15 protein-coding genes and 2 tRNA genes are annotated in these 23811 nt (G+C 69.8%); 12 read left to right on the top strand and 5 right to left on the bottom strand.

Annotated features, from left to right (window positions below; genetic code table 11):
• Positions 1 to 51: 51 nt before the first annotated feature.
• Both ACGGAQ_RS00505 and ACGGAQ_RS00500 read right to left on the bottom strand, forming a co-directional pair.
• Positions 52 to 1341 carry an Ig-like domain-containing protein gene (locus ACGGAQ_RS00505; protein WP_393043274.1) on the bottom strand — a complete coding sequence of 430 codons (1290 nt, stop codon included), beginning with the start codon at positions 1339 to 1341 and terminating at the stop codon, positions 52 to 54.
• A 251-nt stretch (positions 1342 to 1592) separates the two neighbouring features.
• Positions 1593 to 2864: an Ig-like domain-containing protein gene (locus tag ACGGAQ_RS00500; RefSeq protein WP_393043272.1), complete on the bottom strand. Its 1272-nt coding sequence runs from the start codon at positions 2862 to 2864 to the stop codon at positions 1593 to 1595.
• Between the two features lie 187 nt (positions 2865 to 3051).
• Between ACGGAQ_RS00500 and ACGGAQ_RS00495 the strand changes: the two genes are divergently transcribed.
• A tRNA-Lys gene (locus ACGGAQ_RS00495) sits at positions 3052 to 3127 on the top strand.
• Between the two features lie 58 nt (positions 3128 to 3185).
• Here ACGGAQ_RS00495 and ACGGAQ_RS00490 read toward each other — a convergent pair.
• On the bottom strand, positions 3186 to 4391 hold the full coding sequence (locus tag ACGGAQ_RS00490; protein WP_393043270.1) for a DUF418 domain-containing protein: 1206 nt from the start codon (positions 4389 to 4391) through the stop codon (positions 3186 to 3188).
• A gap of 167 nt (positions 4392 to 4558) precedes the next feature.
• Between ACGGAQ_RS00490 and ACGGAQ_RS00485 the strand changes: the two genes are divergently transcribed.
• The 6 genes from ACGGAQ_RS00485 (at position 4559) to ACGGAQ_RS00460 (ending at position 15256) form a co-directional block, all read left to right on the top strand.
• A complete protein-coding gene (locus ACGGAQ_RS00485) occupies positions 4559 to 7624 on the top strand; it encodes a VWD domain-containing protein (RefSeq protein WP_393043268.1) in 3066 nt (1021 codons plus the stop codon).
• A 217-nt stretch (positions 7625 to 7841) separates the two neighbouring features.
• On the top strand, positions 7842 to 8399 hold the full coding sequence (locus ACGGAQ_RS00480; RefSeq protein WP_393043266.1) for a hypothetical protein: 558 nt from the start codon (positions 7842 to 7844) through the stop codon (positions 8397 to 8399).
• Positions 8400 to 8614: 215 nt separating this feature from the next.
• Entirely contained in the window at positions 8615 to 11599 is a 2985-nt protein-coding gene (locus ACGGAQ_RS00475) for a glycoside hydrolase family 3 C-terminal domain-containing protein (protein WP_393043264.1), read from the top strand.
• Between the two features lie 386 nt (positions 11600 to 11985).
• Entirely contained in the window at positions 11986 to 14688 is a 2703-nt protein-coding gene (locus ACGGAQ_RS00470; RefSeq protein ID WP_393043262.1) for an RICIN domain-containing protein, read from the top strand.
• A gap of 118 nt (positions 14689 to 14806) precedes the next feature.
• Positions 14807 to 15103: a DUF6582 domain-containing protein gene (locus ACGGAQ_RS00465; RefSeq protein ID WP_393043260.1), complete on the top strand. Its 297-nt coding sequence runs from the start codon at positions 14807 to 14809 to the stop codon at positions 15101 to 15103.
• A 77-nt stretch (positions 15104 to 15180) separates the two neighbouring features.
• A tRNA-Lys gene (locus ACGGAQ_RS00460) sits at positions 15181 to 15256 on the top strand.
• Positions 15257 to 15377: 121 nt separating this feature from the next.
• On the opposite strand, the gene ACGGAQ_RS00455 is transcribed toward ACGGAQ_RS00460, so the two are convergent.
• On the bottom strand, positions 15378 to 16391 hold the full coding sequence (locus tag ACGGAQ_RS00455; RefSeq protein WP_393043258.1) for a helix-turn-helix domain-containing protein: 1014 nt from the start codon (positions 16389 to 16391) through the stop codon (positions 15378 to 15380).
• 85 nt (positions 16392 to 16476) lie between these two features.
• Here ACGGAQ_RS00455 and ACGGAQ_RS00450 point away from each other — a divergent pair, with 85 nt between their 5' ends.
• The 5 genes from ACGGAQ_RS00450 to ACGGAQ_RS00430 all read left to right on the top strand — a co-directional run bounded on the left by ACGGAQ_RS00450 (position 16477) and on the right by ACGGAQ_RS00430 (position 23160).
• Positions 16477 to 17832 carry a hypothetical protein gene (locus ACGGAQ_RS00450; RefSeq protein WP_393043256.1) on the top strand — a complete coding sequence of 452 codons (1356 nt, stop codon included), beginning with the start codon at positions 16477 to 16479 and terminating at the stop codon, positions 17830 to 17832.
• Between the two features lie 86 nt (positions 17833 to 17918).
• A complete protein-coding gene (locus ACGGAQ_RS00445; RefSeq protein WP_393043254.1) occupies positions 17919 to 19574 on the top strand; it encodes a glycoside hydrolase family 44 protein in 1656 nt (551 codons plus the stop codon).
• Positions 19575 to 19594: 20 nt separating this feature from the next.
• Complete coding sequence (locus ACGGAQ_RS00440) at positions 19595 to 20161, top strand: kinase (protein ID WP_393043252.1); 567 nt, start codon at positions 19595 to 19597, stop codon at positions 20159 to 20161.
• Between the two features lie 75 nt (positions 20162 to 20236).
• The gene (locus ACGGAQ_RS00435) at positions 20237 to 20623 is read left to right on the top strand and encodes a hypothetical protein (protein WP_393043250.1); all 387 of its coding nucleotides are present in this window, start codon (positions 20237 to 20239) and stop codon (positions 20621 to 20623) included.
• 311 nt (positions 20624 to 20934) lie between these two features.
• Positions 20935 to 23160 carry a peptidase M6 immune inhibitor A gene (locus ACGGAQ_RS00430; RefSeq protein WP_393043248.1) on the top strand — a complete coding sequence of 742 codons (2226 nt, stop codon included), beginning with the start codon at positions 20935 to 20937 and terminating at the stop codon, positions 23158 to 23160.
• 170 nt (positions 23161 to 23330) lie between these two features.
• On the opposite strand, the gene ACGGAQ_RS00425 is transcribed toward ACGGAQ_RS00430, so the two are convergent.
• Positions 23331 to 23756: a VOC family protein gene (locus tag ACGGAQ_RS00425; protein WP_393043246.1), complete on the bottom strand. Its 426-nt coding sequence runs from the start codon at positions 23754 to 23756 to the stop codon at positions 23331 to 23333.
• Between the last annotated feature and the right edge of the window lie 55 nt (positions 23757 to 23811).

The following is a 23811-nucleotide window of genomic DNA, read 5'->3' as shown; positions in this document are numbered from 1 at the left end:
GGTGTTCGGCCGCCCGGATACCCCAACCTCGCCGACCTGGAGTGGATCAGCTCAGGCGGTCGGCGTGGCGGACGGGGTGACGGCGCCGTCCGGGGTCGGCGAGGCGTCCGGATCGGCCGGCGGCTCGTACGGCACGGCGCTGCCCTTGACGTACTCGTCCCAGCTCATGTTCCAGTCGGTCCAGCCGTTGCCGTTCTGGAGCTTGCGCTCGGTGCCCTTGACCGTGATCGGGTCGCCGATCTGGGTGTTCTTGAACAGCCAGTCGCCGTTGGCCATCGACACGTTCACGCAGCCGTGCGAGACGTTGACGCTGCCCTGCTGCCCTTCGGACCAGGGGGCCGCGTGGATGAACTCGCCACCCCAGGTGAGCCGCTGCGCGAAGTCAATCTTGGTGCGGTAGCCCTCCTCGGGGCCCAGCTCCTCCATCGTGTCGAACACGGTCTTGCGCAGTTTCTCGATCACGACCATCGTCCCGCTGGACGAGGGGGTGCTCTTCTTGCCCAGGCTGACCGGGATGGTCTTGATCACCTTGCCGTCGCGGGTCACCGTCATCCGCTTGGTCTTGTTGTCCACCGTCATGATCAGCGAGGAGCCGATCTTGACGTCCACGGAGAGGTCCGAGCGGCCGTAGTAGCCGTCACCCATCGGCAGGCCGCCGGCCTGAACGCGGTAGGAGACCTTGCTGTTGGCCTTCCAGAACTCCTTCGGCCGGTACCGGATCTCGGTGGGGCTGACCCAGTGCCAGATGCCCGCCTGGGCCGGCGTCGAGGTCACCGTCATCCGGCGTTGCACGTCGTCGCGGTAGTCCTCCGGAACGGCACGGCTGAACTTCACGATCAGCGGCATCCCCACGCCGACCACCTGGTTGTCGCCGAGGAAGCTGCTCACCCGTACCTGCTTGTCGGGCTTGGCCATCGTGGTGAAGGTGCTGGTCGCGGTGGCCGGCCGGCCGTCGTCGCCGGTGGCGGTGACCGTGGCGGTGTAGCTGGTGGCGTACTCCAGCGCCCCGTTCGGAAGCCACGTCTTGCCATCCTTGGCGAGGGTGCCCTCGACCGCCTTGCCGGCCGCGTCCTTGAGGTCGACAGTGGTCTCCTCGGCGTCCTTCGTGCTGAAGGTGATGCCTGTGGACGCCGGCACGTCCTTGGCGTCCGCCGCCGGCTCGCTGATGGTCGCCGCCGCCTTGGGCGCCGGGCTCTCGCCGCCGCCCTGCCACGAGGACGGCTTTCCGCCGTCGCCGTCGGTGCAGGCGGAGGTGAAGGCCAGCGCCACGGCGAGCAGCCCCGCCGCGAGCACGCGGCGTCGCCCACGGGGCCGGATCAGCTGGTCCTGGCTAGCTCGCATGATGTCCTCACAGTCGTGGTCCCTGACCCATCGTCTCTTAATGACGCGCCAGAACCGGTCCCGGTTGCCGAGGGTGAACCGGAACACGCCGATCAGGATGCCGGAATCTTGGTACTATCCGGCGTTTCGTGATTCAGGCTCGTCTTTGCGCGGGACTGCGGGTCGCCGCCGCCGTCGTCACGGCGCGGGCAGTGCAAGGGTACGCGCCGGCCCGTGCCATCGGCAGGGGCCGGCGCGCAGGATTCGAGCCCTCAGAGCGCCGGGCCGGACCCACCCCTGGGCACCGGCAGGGCGCTGCCCTTCACGAACTCCGACCAGCTCAGGCTCCATGCCGTCCAGCCGTTCCCGGCGACGATCTTGCGCTCGGTGCCCTTGATCGTGATCGGATCACCGATCCGCGTCTTGTCGAACAGCCACTTGGCGTTCGCCGTCGACATGTTCACGCAGCCGTGCGAGACGTTGGACCGCCCCTGCACATTCTCCGACCAGGGCGCGGCGTGGATGTACTCGCCGCCCCACGTCAGCCGCTGGGCGAACTCGATGTCCGCGACGTAGCGGTTGGCCGGGTCCGGATCGTCGCGGGTGTCGAAGACCGTGGTCTCCTTCTTCTCCATCACGACCAACGTCCCGCTCGACGACGGGGTGCTCTTCTTGCCCAGGCTCACCGGGATGGTGCGCGACAGCGCACCGTTCTCGTACACCGACATCTTCTTCGTGGCGTTGTCGACCTTCATCACGAACGACCGGCCGATCTTGGCGGTGGCCTTGCGGTCGACGTCGCCGTACTTGCCGTTGCTCAGCGGCACGCCGGCCAGCGCGATCCGCACGGTGATGGTGGTGCCCGGCTGCCAGTACTCCGGTGCGCGGTAGTAGGCCTGGGTGCCGTTGTCGACCCAGTGCCAGGCGCCCGGCTGCGGCGGGTCGGTCCTGACGAACATCCGCTTCTGGACCGCGGCCCGGTCCTTCTTCGGGATGCCCGGGTGGAACTCGGTGACCACCGGCATGGCGACCCCGTAGCTCTTGTCGTCGAAGAGGTACAGGCCGGACCCGATTGTCGACTTCGGCTTGGCCATCGTGGTGAAGGTGCTGGTGCCCTGGCTGGTCGTGCCGTCGGGCCCGGTAGCGGTCACCGTGGCGGTGTAGTTGGTGCCGTACTTCAGGGGAGCCGACGGCACCCAGGCGGAGCCGTCGGTGCGTAGCTTGCCCTCCACCGAGCCCCCGCCCGCCGCGGTCAGGGTGACCGAGGCGACCTTGCCACCGTCCGGGAGCTTGGCGCTGATCTCCGTGCTCACAGGCTTGTTCTTCGTGCCGTTGGCCGGGCTCAGCGTCAACGCCGGCCCGCTGGGCGCGCTCGACGCACCCGGGGTCGACGGCGCAGCCGAATCGGGTACGGCACTTGCATCTGTCGACGTCCCGCCGACGAATTCCGGCTTCTTCTGCTCGTCGCCGCACCCGGTCAGTGCCAGCGACGCCGCCAGGGTCAGAGCGCCCACCACCGCCCCGGCTCGCGTGAACCGTGCCATCCCCACCTCTGTTCTCGCGTACCTGGCGGACATCGTGCCGCATCAGTGCCCCGGCCCACGCCCCTGCCCCGGAGCTGGCGGCCGTTTTGTGACCGTATGCCCATTAAGCTCGACCGAAGGGGGGAGTCGGGTAACCGGATTGGAGCCCGAGTTGGCGGGGTGCTAATGTTCTCTCCGTTGCCGACGAGCGCCGCTAGCTCAACTGGCAGAGCAGCGGACTCTTAATCCGCGGGTTCGGGGTTCGAGTCCCTGGCGGCGCACCAACGAGCAAGGCCCCGATCTGGTGATCAATACCAGTCCGGGGCCTTTTTCGTGCCTCACTCAGGCCCGGGCCGTGGCCCGCAGCCGTGGCCACCGCTGCTCGGTCCAGGCCCGCAACAGCCACTCCACCGGTCCGTACCGGAACCGGGCCATCCACGCCGCGCTGGCGGCGAGTTGCACGCCGTAGATCGCGACCGCGATGAGCAGGACGACCGGAGGTGCGACGGCACCGGCGAGACCCAACCCGACGCCGGTGAAGACCAGTACGCAGAGCAGTGACTGGCCCAGGTAGTTCGACAGGGACATCCGTCCGGCCGGCGCGAGTACGGCGACCACCCGTCGTCCCCGGTCGGTCTGGAAGAACTCAAGGAGGGTGGCGGCGTACGCGGCCGCGAGCAGCGGCGCGGTGAGTACGCCCACCGTCAGTCCGGTCAGGTTGGCGGTGCCCCCACCCGAGGCGAAGACCACCGCACCGGCCAGGCCGATCGGATAGCCCAGCTGCCGCACCCGGCGCAGGAGCCGCCGGTTTCCGGCGACGTCGGTGAGGAGCCGGCGACGCCCCGCCGCGTAACCGAAGAGGAAGGCCGAGAGGGCGAGCGGCCCCTGCACGAGGAGTGTGCCGACCATCGCCGGCAGTTGGCGTACGTGCTCGGCGATCACCGACCCGATCCCGCCCTGTAGTGCCTCGGTCGAGCGCTGACCTGCCGCGAGCGCCTCCGCCGGATCGGTGACCAGTTGGGTCCCGCCGACGGCGGCGAGCGCGAGGACGAAACCGATTCCGCCGGTCAGCAGGACGGCGGCGCGCAGGGCGGTCCCGACGGCGACTCTTCGCATGGCGAGCAGGACCAGGCCGAGCAGTGCGTACGTGGCCAGGATGTCGCCCTGGAACAACAGCACCGCGTGCAGGATCCCGAGCACGAAGAGCCCGACCAGCCGTCGCCGGAACCGGGGTGCGAAGTCGAGGCCCCGCCGAGCGGCGGAGTCGAGCTGGAGCGTGAAGCTGTAGCCGAACAGGAAGGAGAAGAGCAGGTACGCCTTCATCGCGAGGAGCATCTCGACAGTCCACAGGGCCGCCTGGTCGCCCCACGAGTCGTGGGCGGGATCGGGGACCAGGTGGAAGGGATAGCCGGAAGCGAAGAAGGCGATGTTGACGAACAGGATGAGGAGCAGCGCCACGGCGCGCAGCGCGTCGACGTCGGCGATCCGAGAGGAGGTCCCGGGCGGCCCTTCCGCCACGACTGGCGGGTCTTTGATGGAGAACTTCACGACTACCCCCGTAATCGATTCGTAGGCTCTCTCCGACCCTAGGAAGCGGCAGGTCCAGGTGACAGCCGGTGAGCGGGAACGTCGCTGGTGGGGCAGGCCCTACCCCGCAGCGACAGGTCCCCGACAGAGCACGGGAATTGCTGGACCGCGCCCCTACAGTCCCCACCATGAGGTGGACGCTGCGGTCGGCTGCCGGACTCGCCGTACTCGTGACGGCCCTGGTGGCCGGGGCGGCGAGCGCCGCCGCGGCGCCCGACGACGGCGGCCTCGGCCTTGCCCTGCGCCCCGGGCAGGCGGACTACCGCGCCGGTGACCAGGTCCGCCTGGACCTCACCGTCACCAACTCCACTCAGTCGGCGTGCGCGCTGCCCACCACCGCCGTCGGCACCGTCCAGATCACCGGGGTACGCCGGGACGGACACGACCTCACGCCGACGCTCGCCCGCAGCTTCCACGACGACGGGATCGCCGCTGCGTCCACCGCCGGCTTGACCACTGTCGAGCCCGGCGCGACCGCGACAGTGGCGCTCACCGGCATCCGGCTGGATGACGAGCCCGGCGACGTCGTGCTCCGCTCGGTGGCCGCCACCGGGGACGGCGGCGGTCTCGACTCGCTGTGGCCGGTCGGCGTCCCCGGCCGGTACGAGGTCACGGCCGGCTACGTGCCACTGCCGGTCACCGGCGCCGTCAATCCCTGCGTGGGCGCGACGGCCCTGCGGACCACCACCTTCACGGTCGGCGACGGCAGCGCGCCCGGCAGCCGCTGGCTCTGGCTGACTGGCGGCGCGCTGCTGCTGGTGCTGCTCCTGGCCGCGCTGGTGATCCTGCTGCGGGTACGCCGCCGGCCGGCCGCCGCCACCGTGGCCCTGCTGCTGGTGGCCGTCGGCGCGCTGGTCGGCGGTGGGGCCCGCCCGGCCCGGGCCGACTACTCGGTCGACCCGACCTCCGGTGTGCCGATCAAAGGCGTCGACTTCCAGGCCGCGGTCGACGGCTGCCTGAAAGGGTTCGCCGAGCCGGGCGGGGACCCGTCCGGCCTGCTGCCCCGCTTGAAGGACACGAAGAGCCCGAAGGTGCGGATCATCCCCACCCCGGGCGGCTCCGGCGCGTTCGAGACGCCGGACAGCCCTGACGGCAAGGGCTCGTCCACCGTCACCTGGAATCCGACCTCCACCGATCCGTACGACGACGGGGTGGCCCGGGACCCCTGCGCCGCGCTCTACCACGAGCTGAACCACGCCGACGACATCTCCCGCGACGCGGTCCCGCCGGGCGACTGCGGAAGCACCGAGATCCCCACCGCGGAGGTGAAGGCGACGCTCGCGGAGAACCGCTACCGGGCCGCCAAGGGCCTGCCGCCCCGCGAGAAGTACAAGGGGAAGACGCTGCCGAGAAGCCTCGACGAGTGCAAGAAGCCGCCGAAGAAGACGCCCCCACCGAAGGGCCCGGTGAAGCTCTGTGAGAACGGCGCCGACTGCGGCGGCAGCAACGGCGACCCGCACCTGGTCACCTTCGACCGGGTCGCCTACGACTTCCAGGCCGTCGGCGAGTTCACCCTGGTCGCCGCCGCCGGCGGTGACCCGCTGGAGGTCCAGGTCCGGCAGACGCCGATGACCGACTCCCGCTCCGCCTCGGTCAACTCGGCTGTCGCGTTCCGGGTCGGCGCCCACCGCGTCGCGCTCACCCTCACCGACGGGACCACCCGGGTGCACGTCGACGGCACACCTGTCGCCGCGCCGCCGCAACGGTCCGACCTGGCCGGCGGGAGCCTCAGCCGCCGCCCGTCCGACACCGGAGAGACCGACGGGTACGACGTGACGTGGCCGGACGGCTCGGTGGCGGCGGTGGACCAGATCGGCCGCTACGGCTACCGGGTGCTCGTACGGCTCGCCGACGGCCGGGCCGGCAAGGTACGCGGCCTGCTCGGCGACTTCGACGGCGACCCGGCCGACGACATCGCGCCCGCCGGCGGCCCAGCCCTCGCCCAGCCCGTGCCGTTCGCCACGCTCTACCCGGCGTACGCGGACAGTTGGCGGATCACCCCGGACCGCTCGCTGTTCTCGTACGGCGACGGCGAGGACACCACCACGTTCACCGACCGGACCCTCCCCGAGCGGGAGGTGACCGTCGCCGACCTCGACCCGGCCCGGCGTGCCGCCGCCGAACGGATCTGCCGGTGGGCCGGCGTCACCGCCGCAGGCCCGCTCGCCGACTGCGTCTTCGATGTCGCCGTCAGCGGGCGTGGTGAGTTCGCCGTCGCCGGAGCGACCACCGAACGGATCACCCCGTCGACCGGCGCGGTGATCACCGCCGTGCCGGTCGCGACCGCCAGCCTCACGCCGGGTGGTGCGCCGCTGACGTTCACCGGTCGCGCCGGGGACGCCGTCTTCGTCGACGTCACCGCGCCCGGCATCGGCGACCGCTGCTCGCCGTACCTGCTCGTCGACCCGGGTGGGCAGGAGATCGCCAGCGGCTGCGCCATCAATGGCGTCGGCTACGTCGACCGCGTGGACCTCGCCGTCACCGGCACGTACGCGCTACGGGTCACCGCCGCCCCCGGCGACACCGGCCGTGCCGCCGTCCGGGTCTACGCGGCCCGGGACAGTGGCGGCACGCTGCAACCGAACGGCCCCACCGTCACCGCGTCGATCGAGCACCCCGGCGCACGGGCGCGCTACCGGTTCACCGGCCACCAGGGGGAGCGGATCTACGTCGAGGTGCCCGGGAGCACGCTCACCGACCAGTGCTCCCCGCTGGAACTGCTCGACGCCGAGGGGAAGCTGCTGCGCAGCGGTTGTGTGGTCAACGGCGTCGGCGAGATCGACGGCACGCTCCTGCCCGTCGACGGGACGTACACCGTGGTTGTCGACCCGGTCGAACGCGGCACCGGCAGCGTCACGCTGCGCCTGGTCGTCGGCCGGGACCGGGACGCGACGATCGCCCTCGGCGGACCGCCTGTCGTCGCGGACGTGGACCGGCCGGGCGCGGTCACCGGCTACCGGTTCACCGCGACCGCCGGCACCTCAGTGACGGTGACCGCGACCGCCGCCACGCTGCCCGACCAGTGCGGCGTGCTGGTGTTGCGCGCCCCGGACGGCAGCACGCTCACAAGCGGCTGCGTGGTCAACGGGGCCGGCGGGATCACGGCGACCACACTGCCGGCGGCCGGGGAGTACACGCTGCTTGTCGATCCGTCGGGGGCCGCGACCGGGCGGGTCACGCTGGCGGTGCGGTGAGGCCGGGAGCGAGCGGGGCTGACGCATCGAGGGCCACCACGCCGAGCACCGGCTACCTGCGGTGAGCGGTGATCGATGGCGGCTGAGCGACCCGACACGCCGGGTGGCGCGCTGCTGAGCAGCCACCGATCGACTCCGGCCTGCTTCCCGGCTGGTATCGGCCAGACGCACGGCCTAGGTTCTTCGCGGTTGGTATCGACGACAGCGGGGGTACGGGGTGGGCGACGAGAAGCTCGACGACGTAGGCGTCAGGGACGGGTTCGACCTGCTGGTCACCCCCGACGTCCGGTTCACGCGGTTGCTGCGACGAGATATGCGGCGGATGAGTGTCCTGTTCGTCATCTCGGGCCTGCTGTTGTCGATCACGAGTCTCGGCACGTTCACGGCCGATGGTGGCTGGCTCCTCGCCGGGCTGTTCGGCCTCCCGTTCGGGGTGGTGTGGTTCATCGCGGGGCTGATCAACGGCTCGGCGTACCTGCGACGCCACGCCGAGTTGCGCGCGCCGGTGCGGTACGTGTTCACCGCGGAGGCCATCGAGTGGCACACCGCCCATGCGGCGTTGCGGTTGCCGTGGACGGCGATCAGGCACGCCGTTCGGGTGCGGGAGGCGTACCGTCTGGACTGCGCGGACCAGCAGCCCCGGTACCTGTGCCGGACGACGCTGACGACGGTTGAGGACGCGCGTGTGACGGCGTACCTCGATGAGCGGTTGGCCGCGCGGCTGGCCACCGAGGCGTCCGTGCGGCCGATGCCACCGGTGGGCGGCGGGTCGTAGTCGGCCCCCCCCCCGGATCCGTCGGCTGACCACTGGTGCGCTCCATTGGTCCGCATCTATAGTTCTGGAATCACCAGATCATGGCCGTGGTCAACGCGGCCGGATCGTCGAAACGCTTCGACGATTCGTCGTTCAGGCCCGTCAGCCGGGTGTCGAGCCTGGCCACGCCGGTCTCGGCGCCCCTGGCGCCTGTCGTACGACATGAGGAGAACCGCATGCGGAACAGGCGCCTTCGGCGCGGAATCACCGCGCTCGCGCTCGCACTGCTCGTCCTGCCGGCCGTTCCCGGCACGGCGCACGCCGAACCCACCTACCCGTTCCGAGATCCACACCTGCCCGTGCAGGCCCGGGTCGACGACCTGCTCGGCCGGCTCACCCTGGACGAGAAGATCTCGTGGCTGCACCAGTACCAGCCGGCCGTTCCCCGGCTGGGTATCGGCCTGTTCAAGACCGGTACCGAGGCGCTGCACGGGGTCGCCTGGTCGACCGACATCGACAACAACGGCGCGGTCGTGAAGGCTCGCGGCACGTCCTTCCCGCAGCCGGTGGGCATGGCGAGCACCTGGGACACCGACCTGATCCAGCGGGTCGGCTCCGCCGTGGGCGACGAGGCGCGCGGCTACCACGCGCAGAACCCCCGGGTCTGGGGTCTGAACCTCTGGGCGCCGGTGGTCAACCTGCTCCGCGACCCACGGTGGGGCCGCAACGAGGAGGGCTACTCCGAGGACCCGCTGCTCACCGCGAAGATCTCCACCGCGTACGGCTCGGGGATGACCGGCGGGGACCCGGACCACCTCAAGAGCGCACCGACCCTCAAGCACTACCTGGCCTACAACAACGAGGTCCGGCGCGACGTCACCTCGTCGAACGTGCCCCCACGGGTGCTCAACGAGTACGACCGCGCGGCCTTTCGGCCGGCCATCGCCGCCGACGCGGCGACCGGGGTGATGGCCTCGTACAACCTGGTCAACGGCCGTCCCGCCACGGTTGACCCGGATCTGGCCACTGTGGTGCGCGGCTGGACCGACCAGCCGCTGATGAATGTCACCGATGCCTGGGCGCCAAACAACCTCGTCGCCTCGCAGGGCTACTACGCCACCCAGCCCGAGGCGAACGCCGCGATCGTCAAGGCCGGCGTCAACAGCTTCATCACCGACGACACCAACGCCCAGCCGACCGTCACCGCCATCAAGCAGGCCCTCGCCTCCGGCCTGCTCACCGAGGCGGACATCGACGCCCGGATCTCCGAGACCCTGAACGTCCGGTTCCGCCTCGGTGAGTTCGACCCGGGAGGCGGCCGCTACGGCGACATCACCCCGGACGTCATCAACAGCCCCGAGCACCAGCGGCTGGCGCGTCAGGCCGCCGGCGAGGCGATGGTGCTGCTGAAGAACTCCCGACAGGCCCTTCCGCTCGACGCGTCCCGGACCCGCACGGTGGCCGTGCTCGGCCCGCTGGCCGACACCCTCTACTCCGACTGGTACGGCGCCGACCTGCCGTACGAGGTGACCGCGCTCGACGGCATCCGCGAGCGGCTGGGCGGCTCCGCCAGCGTCAGCGGGCTCGACGGTGCGGACCGGATCGCCCTGAAGGACCCGGCGACCGGCCGGTACGTCACGGCCACCGGCACCACCGACGCCGACCCGGTCGCCGCGACCGGTGCCACCGCCTCGCTCGCCGCCCAGTTCGACGCGGTGGACTGGGGACAGGGTGTGCTGACGCTGCGCAACGCCGCGAATGGCCGCTACCTCGGCTACAACTGGGGGCCCTTCATCACCCGCGACGAGCAGCCGAACGGCTGGTACGTCCAGCAGCAGTTCACGCTGGAGCCGCAGGCCGACGGTACTGTCGCGCTGCGCTACACCGGCTACGAGACCCAGGAGAGCTGGTTCGGCGCCAACACGTACGTCACCGTCGGCGACGACGGCGCCCTCACGCTCGGCGCGTCCACCGCGGCGGACGCGACCCACTTCGACCGCGAGGTGATCAGCAGCGGAGTCGACCGGGCCGTCGCGGCGGCCAAGGCGGCCGACACCGCCGTCCTGGTCGTCGGCAGCAACCCGTTCATCAACGGGCGCGAGGCGCACGACCGGACCTCGACGGCGTTGAGCGCCGGCCAGGAAGCGCTGGTCAAGGCCGTGACCAGGGCCAACCCGCACACCGTGCTGGTGCTGCAGACCAGCTACCCGGTCACCATCGGATGGGAGCAGGAGCACGTACCGGCCATCGTCTGGACCACCCACGCGGGCGCCGAGACCGGGCACGCCGTCGCCGACGTCCTGTTCGGCGACCGCAACCCGTCCGGCAAGCTCACCCAGACCTGGTACCGCTCGGACCGGCAACTACCGCCGGACCTGCTGGAGTACGACATCATCTCGTCCGAGCAGACCTACCTCTACAGCACCGCGAAGCCGCTCTATCCGTTCGGCCACGGGCTGTCGTACACCCGGTTCCGGTACGGCCAGCCCCGCACCGACGCCCGCTCGGTCGCGGCCGACGGCACCATCACGGTAAGCGTCGACGTGACAAACACCGGCAGCCGAGCCGGGTCCGAGGTCGTCCAGCTCTACACCCACCAGCGCACCTCCCGGGTGAAGACCCCGATCCGGGCGCTCAAGGCGTTCGCGCGGGTGCAGCTCGCGCCCGGGCAGACCCGGGCCGTGACGCTCCGGTTGCCCGTCGCCGACCTGGCGAACTGGGACGTCACCCGCAGCCGGTGGGTGGTCGAGTCGTCAACGTACGACCTGCTGGTCGGCGCGAACGCGCAGGACATCCGGGCCCGGACGGCGGTCGCGGTGCGCGGCGAGACGATCCCGGCCCGGGACCTCTCCCGGACCACCCGGGCCGAGAACTTCGACAGGTACGCGGGGGTCCGGCTCGTCGACGAGACGAAGGCACAGGGTACGGCCGTCGGCGCCACCGCCGCCGGCCAATGGATTTCCTTCGACAAGTCCGCCCTGCGCCCCGGCGCCCACACGTTCACGGCGAGGGTCGCCAGGGCGGCGGCGGGCGCCGGTACGATCCAGGTCCGGCTGGGCTCGCCCACCGGCCGGCTGCTCGGTACGGCCACCGTGCCCAGCACCGGCGACGACTACCGGTACGTGAGCGTCAGCGCCGAGGTCGCCCGGACCGCCGGCACCCACGACGTCTACCTGGTGTTCGACTCTCCACTGCGGGTGGTGGACTTCTCGCTGCGGTGACGAATGCGCCCGGTGCTTCGTGATCGTTGGCGGCTGGGCGACACGACACGCCGAGCGGCGCGCTGCTGAGCAGCCACCGATCGGCTCGGGCCGGGGTGCTGGTGCACCCCGGCCCGATTCATCGGATGATGCCCGACCGCACCTCGCCTTGCCCGCGTCTTTTGCTACTTTCATAGGCATTTAGACATAGATGAGACCCAATCTTGTATTGCATTCGTCACACGTCTGACATACGCTCCGCGAGAGACTTCGTAGCGATTGGCAAAGAGTGCGGTCGGGCTGCGCCACCCGCCCCCCGCCGATCCTTGGTGGCGTCGCTGTTCCCTGCTTGTCGCTCGATGCACGTATCAGGCACCACATCGACGACAGGTGAGAAAGGACAGCACGTGAGATCAGCCGTAACCACCACCACCCGCACGGCACTGCTCGCGGCGGCGGCGCTCGTGGCCGCCACGCTGCCGGCCGTGGTGATCAGTCAAGCGCCGGCCTCGGCCGCCGTCCAGGAGACCTACTACGTCGCCCCGGACGGGAACGACAGCAACGCGGGGACCCTTCAGTCGCCGTTCAAGACGGTGCAACGCGCACGAGACGCCGTTCGCACTGTTAACGCGAACATGACCGGCGACATCAACGTGTACCTGCGCGGCGGCAGATATCCGGTCACCAGCACCGTCGAGTTCGGCGCCAGCGACTCCGGCACCAACGGCTACCGGATCAGTTACGCCGCCTATCCCGGCGAGACCCCGGTCCTGGACGGTGGCGTCCAGGTGACCGGCTGGACCCAGCACAGCGGCAACATCTGGAAGGCGCCGCTGGACCGCTCCACCAAGCTGCGGACGCTCTACGTCAACGACAAGCGGGCGTACATGGCGTCGAAGACGATCAGCTCGGGCGGGTGCTACGGCACCTACAACATCACTGCCGGCCAGGCCGCCTGGGCCTGGGAGTCGGGCTCGCAGTGCGACGGCGCCAAGTACAACCTGAACGACTTCCCGGCCATCGCCCGTAACCAGGACGACCTGGAGATCGAGACGGGGACGACCTGGACCACTGCCATCGTGGGAGTCCGCCAGGTGACCACGAGTTCCGACGGCGCGAGCCGGGTGGCCCTGTTCCAGCAACCGGGCGCGGCCATCGCGCAGGGCGCGTTCAACGGCAACGCCCAGGTGGGTGGCAGCCACAAGGTCATGAACGCGTACGAGTTCCTGGACACGCCCGGTGAGTTCTACTTCGACAAGGGCGCCAAGACGGTCTACTACTACAAGGCCAGCGCCGAGAACATGTCGACCGCCGCGGTCTACGCGCCGAACAACGTCACCACCCTGCTGCGGGTCTCCGGCACCTCGACGAGCAGCCACGCGCGCAACATCACGTTCTCCGGCCTGACGGTGCAGCACTCCGACTGGAACCTGTTCAACGTCGCCGGCTCGTCCTTCAAGCAGGCGCAGCAGGGCAACCTCGGCGCCCAGGTGTACGCCAAGGGCAACTTCCACGTCTACTACTACCGCAACGTCGACGTCACTCCCGGCATAGTCCAGGTGCAGAACGCCGACGGGATCCTGCTGCAACGCAACCGGATCCAACACACCGGCGCCGACGGCATCAGCATGGTCAACGACGTGCAGGGCACGCAGTTGATCGGGAACTACACCAACGACATCGCGGGGTCGGCCGTCAACGTCGGCCATCCCCAGCACGTCTACATCGGAGACGGCACGTCGACCAACCGGGAGAAGTACTCCCCGCAGGTCGAGGGGCTGCCGAAGAACATCGACATCAAGAACAACTACATCTACGACAGCGCCGTCCTGTTCAACGGGCACAGCCCCATCTCGGCGTACTTCGTCGACACCCTCACGATCTCGCGCAACCGGATCGAGAAGGCTCCCTGGTCCGGCATCACGATGGGCTGGGGTTGGTGGAACTTCGACGGGTCATCGGGCTCGATCGTGCCCAACCGGCCGACCACGACGGCGCGGAACAACACCATCAGCTACAACCACATCATCGACACCGTCCAGCGCCTCAGCGACACGGCGCCGATCTACACGCTGGGCAGCCAGCCCGGGACCACGATCACCAACAACTACCTCCAGGGCGTGCCCTCGGGCCACAAGTACGGACTGCACCCGGATGAGGGGTCGGCGTACATCACCTTCCGGGACAACGTTCTGAGCATCGACAAGAACGTCACCTGGATGATCAACTCGGACGACTTCGGGCGCAAGCACGACCTGACCATCACGCAGATCTACGGCCCGATCAACAAGGTCTCGAACAAGAACCTGCCGAACAGCACGATCGGCGACATCATCGTCTCCTCCGACTACGTCTGGCCGGCGGCGGCGTACAACATCGCGGCCAACTCCGGCCTGGAGGACGCCTACCGGGACATCATCCCGGCGAGCAGTTTCTCCGCACCGAACTACGTGCTGCCAGCCAGCACGTTCGTCACCAGCGCCACGGCGTCGATCCCGATCCGGAGCACCGGCGACGCCACCAAGTCGGTCTGGCTGGCTCCGTACGGCACGACCACCTTCACCGCCGGGCCGACGATGACCAGGGCTTCCGGCACCGCCACGTCCATCGCCGTGCCGACGAGCCAGGGCGAGTACCGGCTCTACGTCGTCGACGCACAGGGCAACCGGTCGGCCGAGTCGACCTCGATCGTCCGGCAGCAGAGCGGCGGCGGCAGTCAGCAGGGCGGGCAGCTCGTGGGCGGCCAGTCCGGCCGCTGCGTCGAGGTCCCTAACTCCTCCACCACCAACGGCACCCAGGTGCAGCTGTGGGACTGCGGCGGGGGCACGAACCAGCGGTGGACCTCCACCGCCAGCAAGCAACTGATGGTGTACGGCAACAAGTGCCTGGACGCCTCCGGGGCCGGTACGGCCAACGGCACCCAGGTCATCATCTGGGACTGCCACGGCGGGCTCAACCAGCAGTGGAACGTCAACGCCAACGGCACCATCACGAATGGCCAGTCCGGGCTCTGCCTGGATGCCAACGGCGCCGCCAGCGCCAACGGCACGAAGATCATCCTCTGGTCGTGCAACGGTGGCCCGAACCAGCAGTGGAGCCTGCGGAGCTGACCGACCGATCACACCGGGGCCGGGCCGATCACGGCCTGGCCCCGGTTCGTCCGCGTCACCGCCCACGCCTCGTCGGGGCAGCATGTGCTACCGGACAACAAGTGGGTAATGGTGGGTGATGAAGACAACCTGGAAGCCTTACGAGAAGCACGGCGGCCTGTCGGAGAAGGACAAGCGGGAGTTGCCGGAGAGCGTTTTCGCGTTCCCCGACAAGCGCAAGGAGCCGATGACCGACGCGAGCCACGTCCGCAATGCCATCGCTCGCTTCGATCAGGTGCAGGGAGTCACCGACAAGGAGCGCGACCTGGCGTTCCAGAACATCCTCGCCGCTGCGAAGCACTACGGCGTCGATGTCGCGGAGACGGACTGGCGCCAACTCGGCAAACTGCCGCACACGCCGAACCCCGCACACTGAGCGCGCCGCGTCCGGGCGTCGGGTCGGGTCTGAGGGCCGGATCAGGAGCGTGTTAGCGTGCTCGACGTTGTCAGCGAGCGCCGCTAGCTCAACTGGCAGAGCAGCGGACTCTTAATCCGCGGGTTCGGGGTTCGAGTCCCTGGCGGCGCACCAACGAGCAAGGCCCTGACCTGGTTGTTTCACGCCGATCGGGGCCTTTCTCGTTTTCGCGAACCCACCTGGCCGGTCATGGCCTTCGGGTGATCCTCACCGGCTGCGGCTCGACCGCCTGCGGTCAGCCGAGAGGTGGTTGACTCACCTGCAGGTGGTTGCTCCGGTGGGGTCCCACGTCGGGCGCGGCGAAGAAGGCGGCCCGGTAGGCACTGGGCGTGACGCCCGCCTGGCGGACGAAGTGGACGCGCAGGTTCGCTCCCGTGCCCAACCCGCACCGCCGAGCGATCTCCTCGACCGAGAGGTCGGTGTCCTCGAGGAGCTGCTGAGCCCGCCGCACCCGCTCGGAGGTGAGCCACTGCAGCGGGGGCATCCCCAGCTCCGCGGTGAACCGGCGGGTCAGGGTGCGCGTCGTGACGTCCGCCTCCCGGGCGAGCAGCCGGAGAGTGAGCGCCTGGTCGAGCCGGGACCTCGCCCAGTCCAGCAGGGGCGCAAGAGCCGAGCTCGACGTGTCGGGCAGTGGCGTGGAGACGTACTGCGCCTGGCCGCCCTGCCGATGTGGAGGTACGACGAGCCGGCGGGCGACCTCCGCCGCCACCGCGGTCCCGTGGTCATGGCGGACCAGTTCCAGGCAGAGATCGAGACCTGCAGCGGTGCCTGCCGAGGTCGACACGGAGCCGTCCACGACGTAGAGCACGCCGGGGTCGACCTCGACCGCGGGGAAACGGTCCGCCAGGGCTGCGGCATGCATCCAGTGCGTCGTCGCCCGGCGGCCGTCGAGTAGTCCGGCAGTGGCCAGCGCGAAGGCGCCCGTGCAGATGGCCGCGACCCTCGCACCGTGCCGGGAGGCCTCCCGCAGCGCGTCGACGAGTTCCGCCGGCACCTTCGCGTCGTACGACGGAAGCGCCGGCACCACGACGGTGTCCGCTCGTCGGACCTGGTCGAGCCCGGCGTCGGCGGTGATGGTGATCCGCGCGCCCTGGGTGCGTACGGGTTCCCGCCCGACGGTGCACACCTGCACGGCGTACGGCCGGCGGAGAAGGTCGGGTCGGGGCATCCCGAACACCTCTCCGACCACGCCGATCTCGAACAACGGCATGCCGTCCAGCACGGGGACGGCCACGCGATGCGGGTCCACCCACGACACCATACTGTCTCGATCCTGATGTTCGATGGCTATCTGGACACTGTTTTCGTCATGGCCCGCTCGGCAGGCTGTGCAGATGAGACCAACCGTGGCAACAGGCAGCAGGACGAGCGCCGGAAGCGGGGTCGATGGACAGATCGGTGTGGTGCGCGGCACGGCGCTGTTCGTGGCCGCGATCGTGGGGCCGGGAATCCTCACCCTGCCCGCGCTGGCCGCCGCCCGTGCCGGCCCCGCCTCTCTCGTCACCCTCGGGGCGCTGCTCGCGGTGTCCGCACCCGTAGCGTTCACCTTCGTCGCACTGAACCGGGCCGTACCTGCCGCCCCCGGCGTCGCCGGTTACGCGGCAGCAGCCTTCGGCACGTTCGCCGGCCGCCTCGTGCGCGACTGGTTCCGGTACGGCGTACCGATCGGGATCCCGGCCCTGGGCCTGATCGACGGAGAGTACGTCGCCGAGGCCGTCGGCGGTGGCGAAGCCACCGCTGTCTTCGTGGCCGCGTGCATCTGCGCCGTCGCCATCGTGGCGAGCATCCGGTACCGCGCAGGCAGCGGAGCGCTGACCCTGGTGCTGTCGGTGCTTCTGGCCGCCCTGATCCTCGCCACGGCGGCCCTGACGCTCCCCCGTGCGGAGACCGAGCGGCTCACCCCGTTCGCACCGCACGGATATCTTGCGGTCGCCGCCTCCGCGCTCGTGCTTACCTGGGTGCTCACGGGCTGGGAAGCGGTCACCAACTTCACCGGCGTGCTCCGTGACCCGAGCGGAAACCTCCCCCGGGTGACCAGTGCCACCCTGCTGATCGTCGCCCTGCTGTACGCAGCCGTCGCGATCCCGGAGATCCTCGTGCTCGGCCCCACCGCAGGCGGCAGCGGGGCGCCGCTCGCGGCGATGCTGCGTACCGCCGTCGGCCCCTCCGGAGCCATCGGCGCGGCAGCCATCGCCGTCATCATCGCCACCGGCAACACCGTCGCCTGGGTCGGCAGCCTCGCCGAGGTCGGCCCTGGGCCGCGGCATCGCATGACCGGCAATACAGCCCGGCGGGCCGCTCGAGCGAGAGCCCTCACCGTCCCCGCCCTCGTCATGGTCGCCAGCCTCGCCGCGGTTGCCTGCACGCCGATCAGCACCGGACAGCTCGTCTCCATCTGCGCCGGATCCCAGGTGCCGGTCTATCTCGTCGGGCTCGCCGCCGGCGTCCGGATCCTTCCCGCTCGCAGTCGGTCCTGGTGGCTCGCGATCCTCGCCACCGCGGCGGTCGCAACGCTCCTCGTCCCTGCGGGGATCTACCTGCTCGCCCCGGCGGTGATCGCGGGGTGCGTCACCGCGCGGCACCGGCGGATTCTTCGAGGACGCCGGTGCGGTGCCCTGGTGACGGCTCGCGGCTCTCACGCCGGCCCGACGCCGCTGCTCACCCACGACGATCATGGTTATGTCAATTGACGCAGATCGATTGACTTGATATAGACAATCAGTAATGTATTGGCGGGTTCGGTCCGTCCCGGGCTGATCGGCGGCAGGAGTTTCTGATGGGTGTGCAACGACGGCGCAAGCCACGTCCGGCCACGGCGATCGGTGTGGTCGGTTCTCTCGTGGCGGCGCTGCTGACCACCCAGGCCGTCGCCGGCCCGGCGGAGGCCGCCGCAGGGCTCGCCCTGACCGTGGACGTGTCCGCCGCCCGGCACGCGATCAGCCCCGACATCTACGGCATGAACGGCGGAGACCCCGCGCTCGTCGCTGAACTCGGCACGCCGGTGGCTCGCTGGGGCGGTAACGCGAGCAGCCGCTACAACTTCAAGAACCACACCTACAACACCGGCAGCGACTGGTACTTCGAGAACATCGTGGCCGGGCCCGACAACACGCTCGAGGCGTTCGTCCAGCGAAACCGGGACCACGGGACCAAGCAGGTGGTCACCGTGCCGTTGATCGGATGGGTGGCGAAGGACTCGCCCTCGTCGCACCCGTTCGCCTGCGGCTTCCCGGCCACCCGCTTTCCGGAGCAGGACTCGTTCGACCAGTGGGACCCGAACTGTGGCAACGGCCGGCACGCCGAGGCGAACCTGACCGGGGCGGTCCCCACGGACACCTCGATCCCGGCCGACGCGTCGTTCGCTGGCGAGATGGTGTCCCATCTGATGACCCAGTTCGGCCCGGCGTCACGCGGCGGCGTGCCGATCTACGAACTCGACAATGAGCCGGTGCTGTGGAACTCCACCCACCGCGACGTGCATCCCGACCCGGTGAGCTACGACGAGCTGGGCGGCAAGGGCACGGCGACCGCCGCGGCGATCAAGGCCGCCGACTCGCGCGCGGCGGTGCTCGGCCCGTCCGGCTGGGGCTACTGCGAATGGGTGGCGTCCGGCGTGGACGGATGCGCGCCGGGTGCCGACGCGGCGGCGCACGGCGGGCTCAACCTGTCCCAGTGGTATCTGAAGAACATGAAGGACTTCAGCGACGCCCACGGCGGGAAGCGTTTCCTCGACTACTTCGATCAGCACTACTACCCGCAGATCAGTGGCGGCAAGGACGCAGATGCCAACGCGCTGCGGCTGCGGTCCACCCGGTCGCTGTGGGACCCGACGTACGTCGACGAGTCGTGGATCGGCCCCGGCGGGGTGAACGCGCCGCCGTTGCAGTTCATCCGCCAGATGAAGGCATGGGTCGCGCAGTACTACCCCGGCACCAAGGTCGCCATCACCGAATACAACTGGGGCGCGCTGGACGACATCAACGGCGCGCTCGCGCAGGCCGACGTCCTCGGCATCTTCGGGCGCGAGGGTCTGGACCTGGCCACCATCTGGGGCGAACCGAAGCCGACCGACCCCGGCGCGTACGCGTTCCGGATGTACCGGAACTACGACGGAGCTGGGAGCCGGTTCGGCGACGTGAGCGTGTCGGCGGTCAGCGGCGACCAGGGGCAGCTCGCGGTCTACGCCGCGCAACGCTCGTCCGACAAGGCCCTCACCGTGATGGTGGTCAACAAGACGGGTGGTGATCTGACCTCACGGTTGGCGCTCGCCGGATTCCAGGGCGGCGACCGGGCGCAGCGGTTCACCTACGGCCCGGCCGATCTCACCTCGATCGTCCGGGGTGAGGATCTCCGGGTGGCCCGGGGCGGCGTCAGCGCGACGTACCCGGCTAACTCCGTGACGCTGCTCGTCCTGCCGCAACGCCGACACTGAACGCCTACCGCCCGGTCGGGATGGGTGTCGTCACTGGCAGCCCGGACACGATCCTCGTCTGTATCCGGGGCAACTCCGGCTCGGGCAAGAGCAGCATCGCCCGCGAGCTACGGCGTCGGCACGGCCGGGGCTGTGCCCTGGTCGAGCAGGACTATCTGCGTCGCATCGTCCTGCGCGAACGGGACAAGCCCGGCGGCGCGGCACCGGCGTTGATCGGGCAGACCGTCCGGTTCGCCCTCGACCACGGCTACCACGTCGTGTTGGAGGGCATCCTGCACAGCAGTCGCTATCGACGCATGCTGACGTCCCTGCGGGACGGCCACCGAGGGCGGTCGCTGTTCTGCTACCTCGACGTGTCCCTGGCCGAGACCCTGCGCCGGCATCTCACCCGGCCGCAGGCCGCGGAGTTCACCGCCGAGCAGATGAGCGGCTGGTATGCCGCCCGTGACGTGCTGGGCTGGCCCGACGAACTCGTCCTTCCCGAGACCACCGGACTGGACGAGGCCGTCGAGGCCATCGCGGCTGCTGCCGGGCTACCCCAGACCGGACGCGACGACGACCTGCTCCCGGACGTTCCGCTCCCGTAGAGCAGCCCCAGCCGCTGGCACCTGTGGCAGCATCGACGGTGCTGAGCGAGAGTGGACAGTTCTACAGGAGTGCGTATGGCGCTGGGTCCCGTACTGGTGATCGGTCTTGATCCGGTGCGCATCCCGGGCTGGGATCCGGAGCCGGTGGTGGCGGCGATAGCCCGCGGTCAGGCCCGTTTCGCCGAGCACGGCGTCGAGGCCGACATGTGCCTGGTGGCGCCCGACGACGACCCCGAGACCGCGATCGTCGAGGCGCTGACCCGCAAGGACTTCGCCTGTGTGGTGGTCGGCGGCGGTATCCGCAAGCACGAGCCGTTGCTCCAGCTCTTCGAGCGGGTGGTCAACCTTGTCCGGCAGCACGCTCCCGGCGCGGCGATCGCCTTCAACAGCACCCCGGATGACACCGTCGACGCCGCGCTGCGGTGGCTGCCCGGCGACGTGAGCGAACGCCCCCATTCCTGAGGCCGTCCCGATCGGCAGACTGGCCGGAAGGTCAGCTCCTGGCCGCGTGCGCGGAGTTCCCCACCACCGACCTGTCGATCCGGTCGGGTAGCGGCGGCCGGGCCGCCCGTCCACTGTTGTCGCCCGGCTCCGAGTCAGCACGCGGACGGCGCCGAGGGAAGAGGTCGGCGGGGTGAGATGGATCGCTCCCATGATCGGTCGAGAGGCATGGTTGCCTCGGGCTACCGTGTCGTCGGTCAAATGATCAGCGTGAGCGGCTGGCATCCCGGCCGAGTCACGGGCACCCGGGTCACGCACCCGAAGGAGGTTCCATGGCACGCACCCGCATCGCCGGGGCGCTCGCCGCCGTCCTCGTCGTACCGGCCCTCTCCGTCGTCGTCACGACGTCACCAGCAGCGGCGGAATCCGCCGCGTCGAAGGCCGCCCCGCCGAGTGACATGCGCGAGCTCATCCGCAAGGACTTCACGCTCGACGGGCGGCCCGTCGCGACGCCGCCGCGCTACCAACCGCGCACGGACGCCCGCCGGCAGGCGCAGAAGGCAACCGCCGAGACGCCGGCGGTCGGTACGGTCCGGCAGTGGCTCGGCCTCGACGACGTCCAGGGCACCGTCTACCGCAAGGACTACACGCTGCGGGCCGTCGGCGAGCACATCGAGGTCTGGGTCGCCAACGACCTGGCATTCCCGGCCGGCGACTGCCGCGCCCAGGTGCCGTCCTCGACGCAGATCACCGACACGCAGGTGCAGCACCTCGTCGACGAGTTCGACAACAACATGTACCCGAAGGAGACCAACGCCTTCAGCACCCCGCCGGACCGCGACGGCACGAACGCCCAGATCGGGCCGGACGCCGACGGCAACGGGGGCGTCTACACGGGCGCGGGCAACAAGACGGTCACCCTCGTGGACAACGTGCGCGACGACAACTACTACACGTTCCCGGCCGCGCCGACCTACATCGCCGGGTTCTTCTCGGCGCAGTTCAACGAGCTGCTCGACCGTAACGTGATGACCGTCGACGCGTTCGACTGGCTGCACCGGATGACGGCGAACCCGCCGGACGAGCCCACCGGCGACCTGTGCACCAGTCGTGGCGCGCGGCCGAACAGCTACGAGGGCACGTTCGCGCACGAGTGGCAGCACCTCGCGCACTACTACACCGACCCGTTCGAGAGTAACTGGATCAACGAGGGCCTCTCCGACTTCGCCATGTCGCTGACCGGTTACAGCAACTCGAAGGCCACCGTCTTCGATCGGGGAGCGGACAGCCACCTCTACTGCTACCAGGGTTTCGGCACCGTCCAGACGCCGTACAACACGAACCCTCGCGAGTGCGGCGGGCCGGAGAACTCCCTGACCCTGTGGGACGAGAGCCCCGACCCGAACGCGGTGCTCGCCGACTACGGCAGCGCGTACTCGATGATGATGTTCCTGTACGACCGCTACGGCGCGGCCTTCATGTCCCGGCTGCACCGCGACGGCGAACGGCAGGGCATCGCGAGTCTCGACGCCGAGCTGGAGACCGTCGGAGTCCACGACGTCTACCAGGTCATCCATGACTTCCAGTCGATGACCCTGCTGGACAAGCTCGTCGGTGAGTCGAAGCTGGGCATCACCCTCGGCGTCGCCAAGAGCCGGGTCACCACACCGAGTCTGCGCTCCACCGTCAACCTCGCCAGCGCGGCGGCCAACGGCACGCCGGGCGTCGCGCCGAACGGGGCCGACTACGTGCAACTGGGCGCCGCGAAGGGCAAGGTGCTCCGTGGTCGGGATCTGCGTTCGGTGAAGTTCCAGGGCGCGAAGACCCTGCCGGCGCTCCCGCTGGCGTGGACGAGCACCTCGTCGGACCCGGACCGTCCGGGCAACCCCGTGCTGTTCTCCGGCAACGCCAACAGCCTTGACTCGGCGGCCGTCACCTCGGTCGACGTGCCGACCGCGGATCCGACGCTGCGCTTCGTCGCCAAGTACGGCGCGGAGTTCGGCTTCGACTACGGCTACGTGACCGTGTCGACCGACGGTGGCGCCACGTACACGGCGATCCCTGGTGACCACACGGTCGAGGGCCCGCTGGGGCCGGCGCTGAACGGCACGACCGACGGATTCGAGGCACGCTCGTACGACCTGTCGGCGTACGCCGGCAAGACCGTGCTGCTCGGCTTCCGCTACGTCAGCGACGGCGGCGTCAACGAGGGCGGCCTGCTGCTCGACGACATCACCGTCGGCGGGAAGACGGTCAGCGACGGCTCCAGCCTGGCGCCGTTCGACTCGCCCACCGAGATCCGGCCGACCCAGGTCAAGAACTGGAACCTGCGGCTCGTCGGCATCGACGAGAAGCACTCGATCGCCTGGCAGTTCGAGTCCAACGGCAAGTCCGAGGTCACGATCGGCAAGGTGGAGTTGGCCGTGCTGGACGCGTTCCCCACGGTCGTCGCCGTGGTGGCGTACGACGAGCCAACCGAGCAGGTGACGCAGTACGCGCCGTACCAGCTCACCGTCAACGGCGTCGTACAGCCCGGAGGGGCCAGCTCGCTGAGCTGATCTGCGCCCCGGTCGCGGGGGCACCTGCCGTCCTGGCCGACGGCGGGTGCCCCCGCGTCGCTCTCCCGCGGGTGCTGCTCGGCCGGATAGCTTCGCGCGCGGCTGCGTTGGTGCGACAAGCGGTGGATCAGGACCATCAGCATTGAGCGGCGGGAACGGGAACGTTCGCCTCAGGCCGGCCTGGAAGACGCGAGAATGTCGAGGTAGTGCGGGTTGGTCATGACGCCCAGCACGTTGCCGAATGGGTCCACCACCGCCGCGGTGACGAAACCCGCGTCCCCGTGGGGCGTGATCGGCTGGTATTGCGTGGCACCCATCGCGAGGAGCCGTTCCACGGTGGCGTCGAGGTCGTCGACGTGCCAGTGCATCACCGCGCCACCGGGCCCGGCCGTCGCGCCGGGCGGAGCGTACCTGCGGTCGATGATGCCCAGCTCCGCCTGGTAGTCGCCGAGGCGGAACTCCGTGTAGGCCGGACGCCCGTCGGGGCCGGGCCGCGAGAAGTACGCCTCCTGGCCCAGGAACCGGGCATACCAGTCGGTGGCCGCCGCCACGTCGTCCGCCCAGATGTTCAGGGTGGCGAATCCGCGCAGGCTCACCTGGAGTCCTCTCGTCGATGTCGTCCGGTGGTCACGCTATCGGCGAACACCGACA

Source organism: Micromonospora sp. NPDC047557 (genome assembly GCF_043205095.1).
GTDB lineage: Bacteria > Actinomycetota > Actinomycetes > Mycobacteriales > Micromonosporaceae > Micromonospora.
Note: the sequence above shows the minus strand (reverse complement) of the source record. Positions and strands in the feature narration are given on the sequence as shown.

Excerpts from the sequence above, each read along its gene's own strand:
- ACGGAQ_RS00435 (WP_393043250.1), top strand. The coding sequence starts at position 20,237 with ATGGCGCTGGGTCCCGTACTGGTGATCGGTCTTGATCCGGTGCGCATC.
- ACGGAQ_RS00445 (WP_393043254.1), top strand. The coding sequence starts at position 17,919 with ATGGGTGTGCAACGACGGCGCAAGCCACGTCCGGCCACGGCGATCGGT.
- ACGGAQ_RS00430 (WP_393043248.1), top strand. The coding sequence starts at position 20,935 with ATGGCACGCACCCGCATCGCCGGGGCGCTCGCCGCCGTCCTCGTCGTA.
- ACGGAQ_RS00475 (WP_393043264.1), top strand. The coding sequence starts at position 8,615 with ATGCGGAACAGGCGCCTTCGGCGCGGAATCACCGCGCTCGCGCTCGCA.
- ACGGAQ_RS00465 (WP_393043260.1), top strand. The coding sequence starts at position 14,807 with ATGAAGACAACCTGGAAGCCTTACGAGAAGCACGGCGGCCTGTCGGAG.
- ACGGAQ_RS00500 (WP_393043272.1), bottom strand. The coding sequence starts at position 2,864 with ATGGCACGGTTCACGCGAGCCGGGGCGGTGGTGGGCGCTCTGACCCTG.
- ACGGAQ_RS00450 (WP_393043256.1), top strand. The coding sequence starts at position 16,477 with ATGAGACCAACCGTGGCAACAGGCAGCAGGACGAGCGCCGGAAGCGGG.
- ACGGAQ_RS00485 (WP_393043268.1), top strand. The coding sequence starts at position 4,559 with ATGAGGTGGACGCTGCGGTCGGCTGCCGGACTCGCCGTACTCGTGACG.
- ACGGAQ_RS00440 (WP_393043252.1), top strand. The coding sequence starts at position 19,595 with ATGGGTGTCGTCACTGGCAGCCCGGACACGATCCTCGTCTGTATCCGG.
- ACGGAQ_RS00505 (WP_393043274.1), bottom strand. The coding sequence starts at position 1,341 with ATGCGAGCTAGCCAGGACCAGCTGATCCGGCCCCGTGGGCGACGCCGC.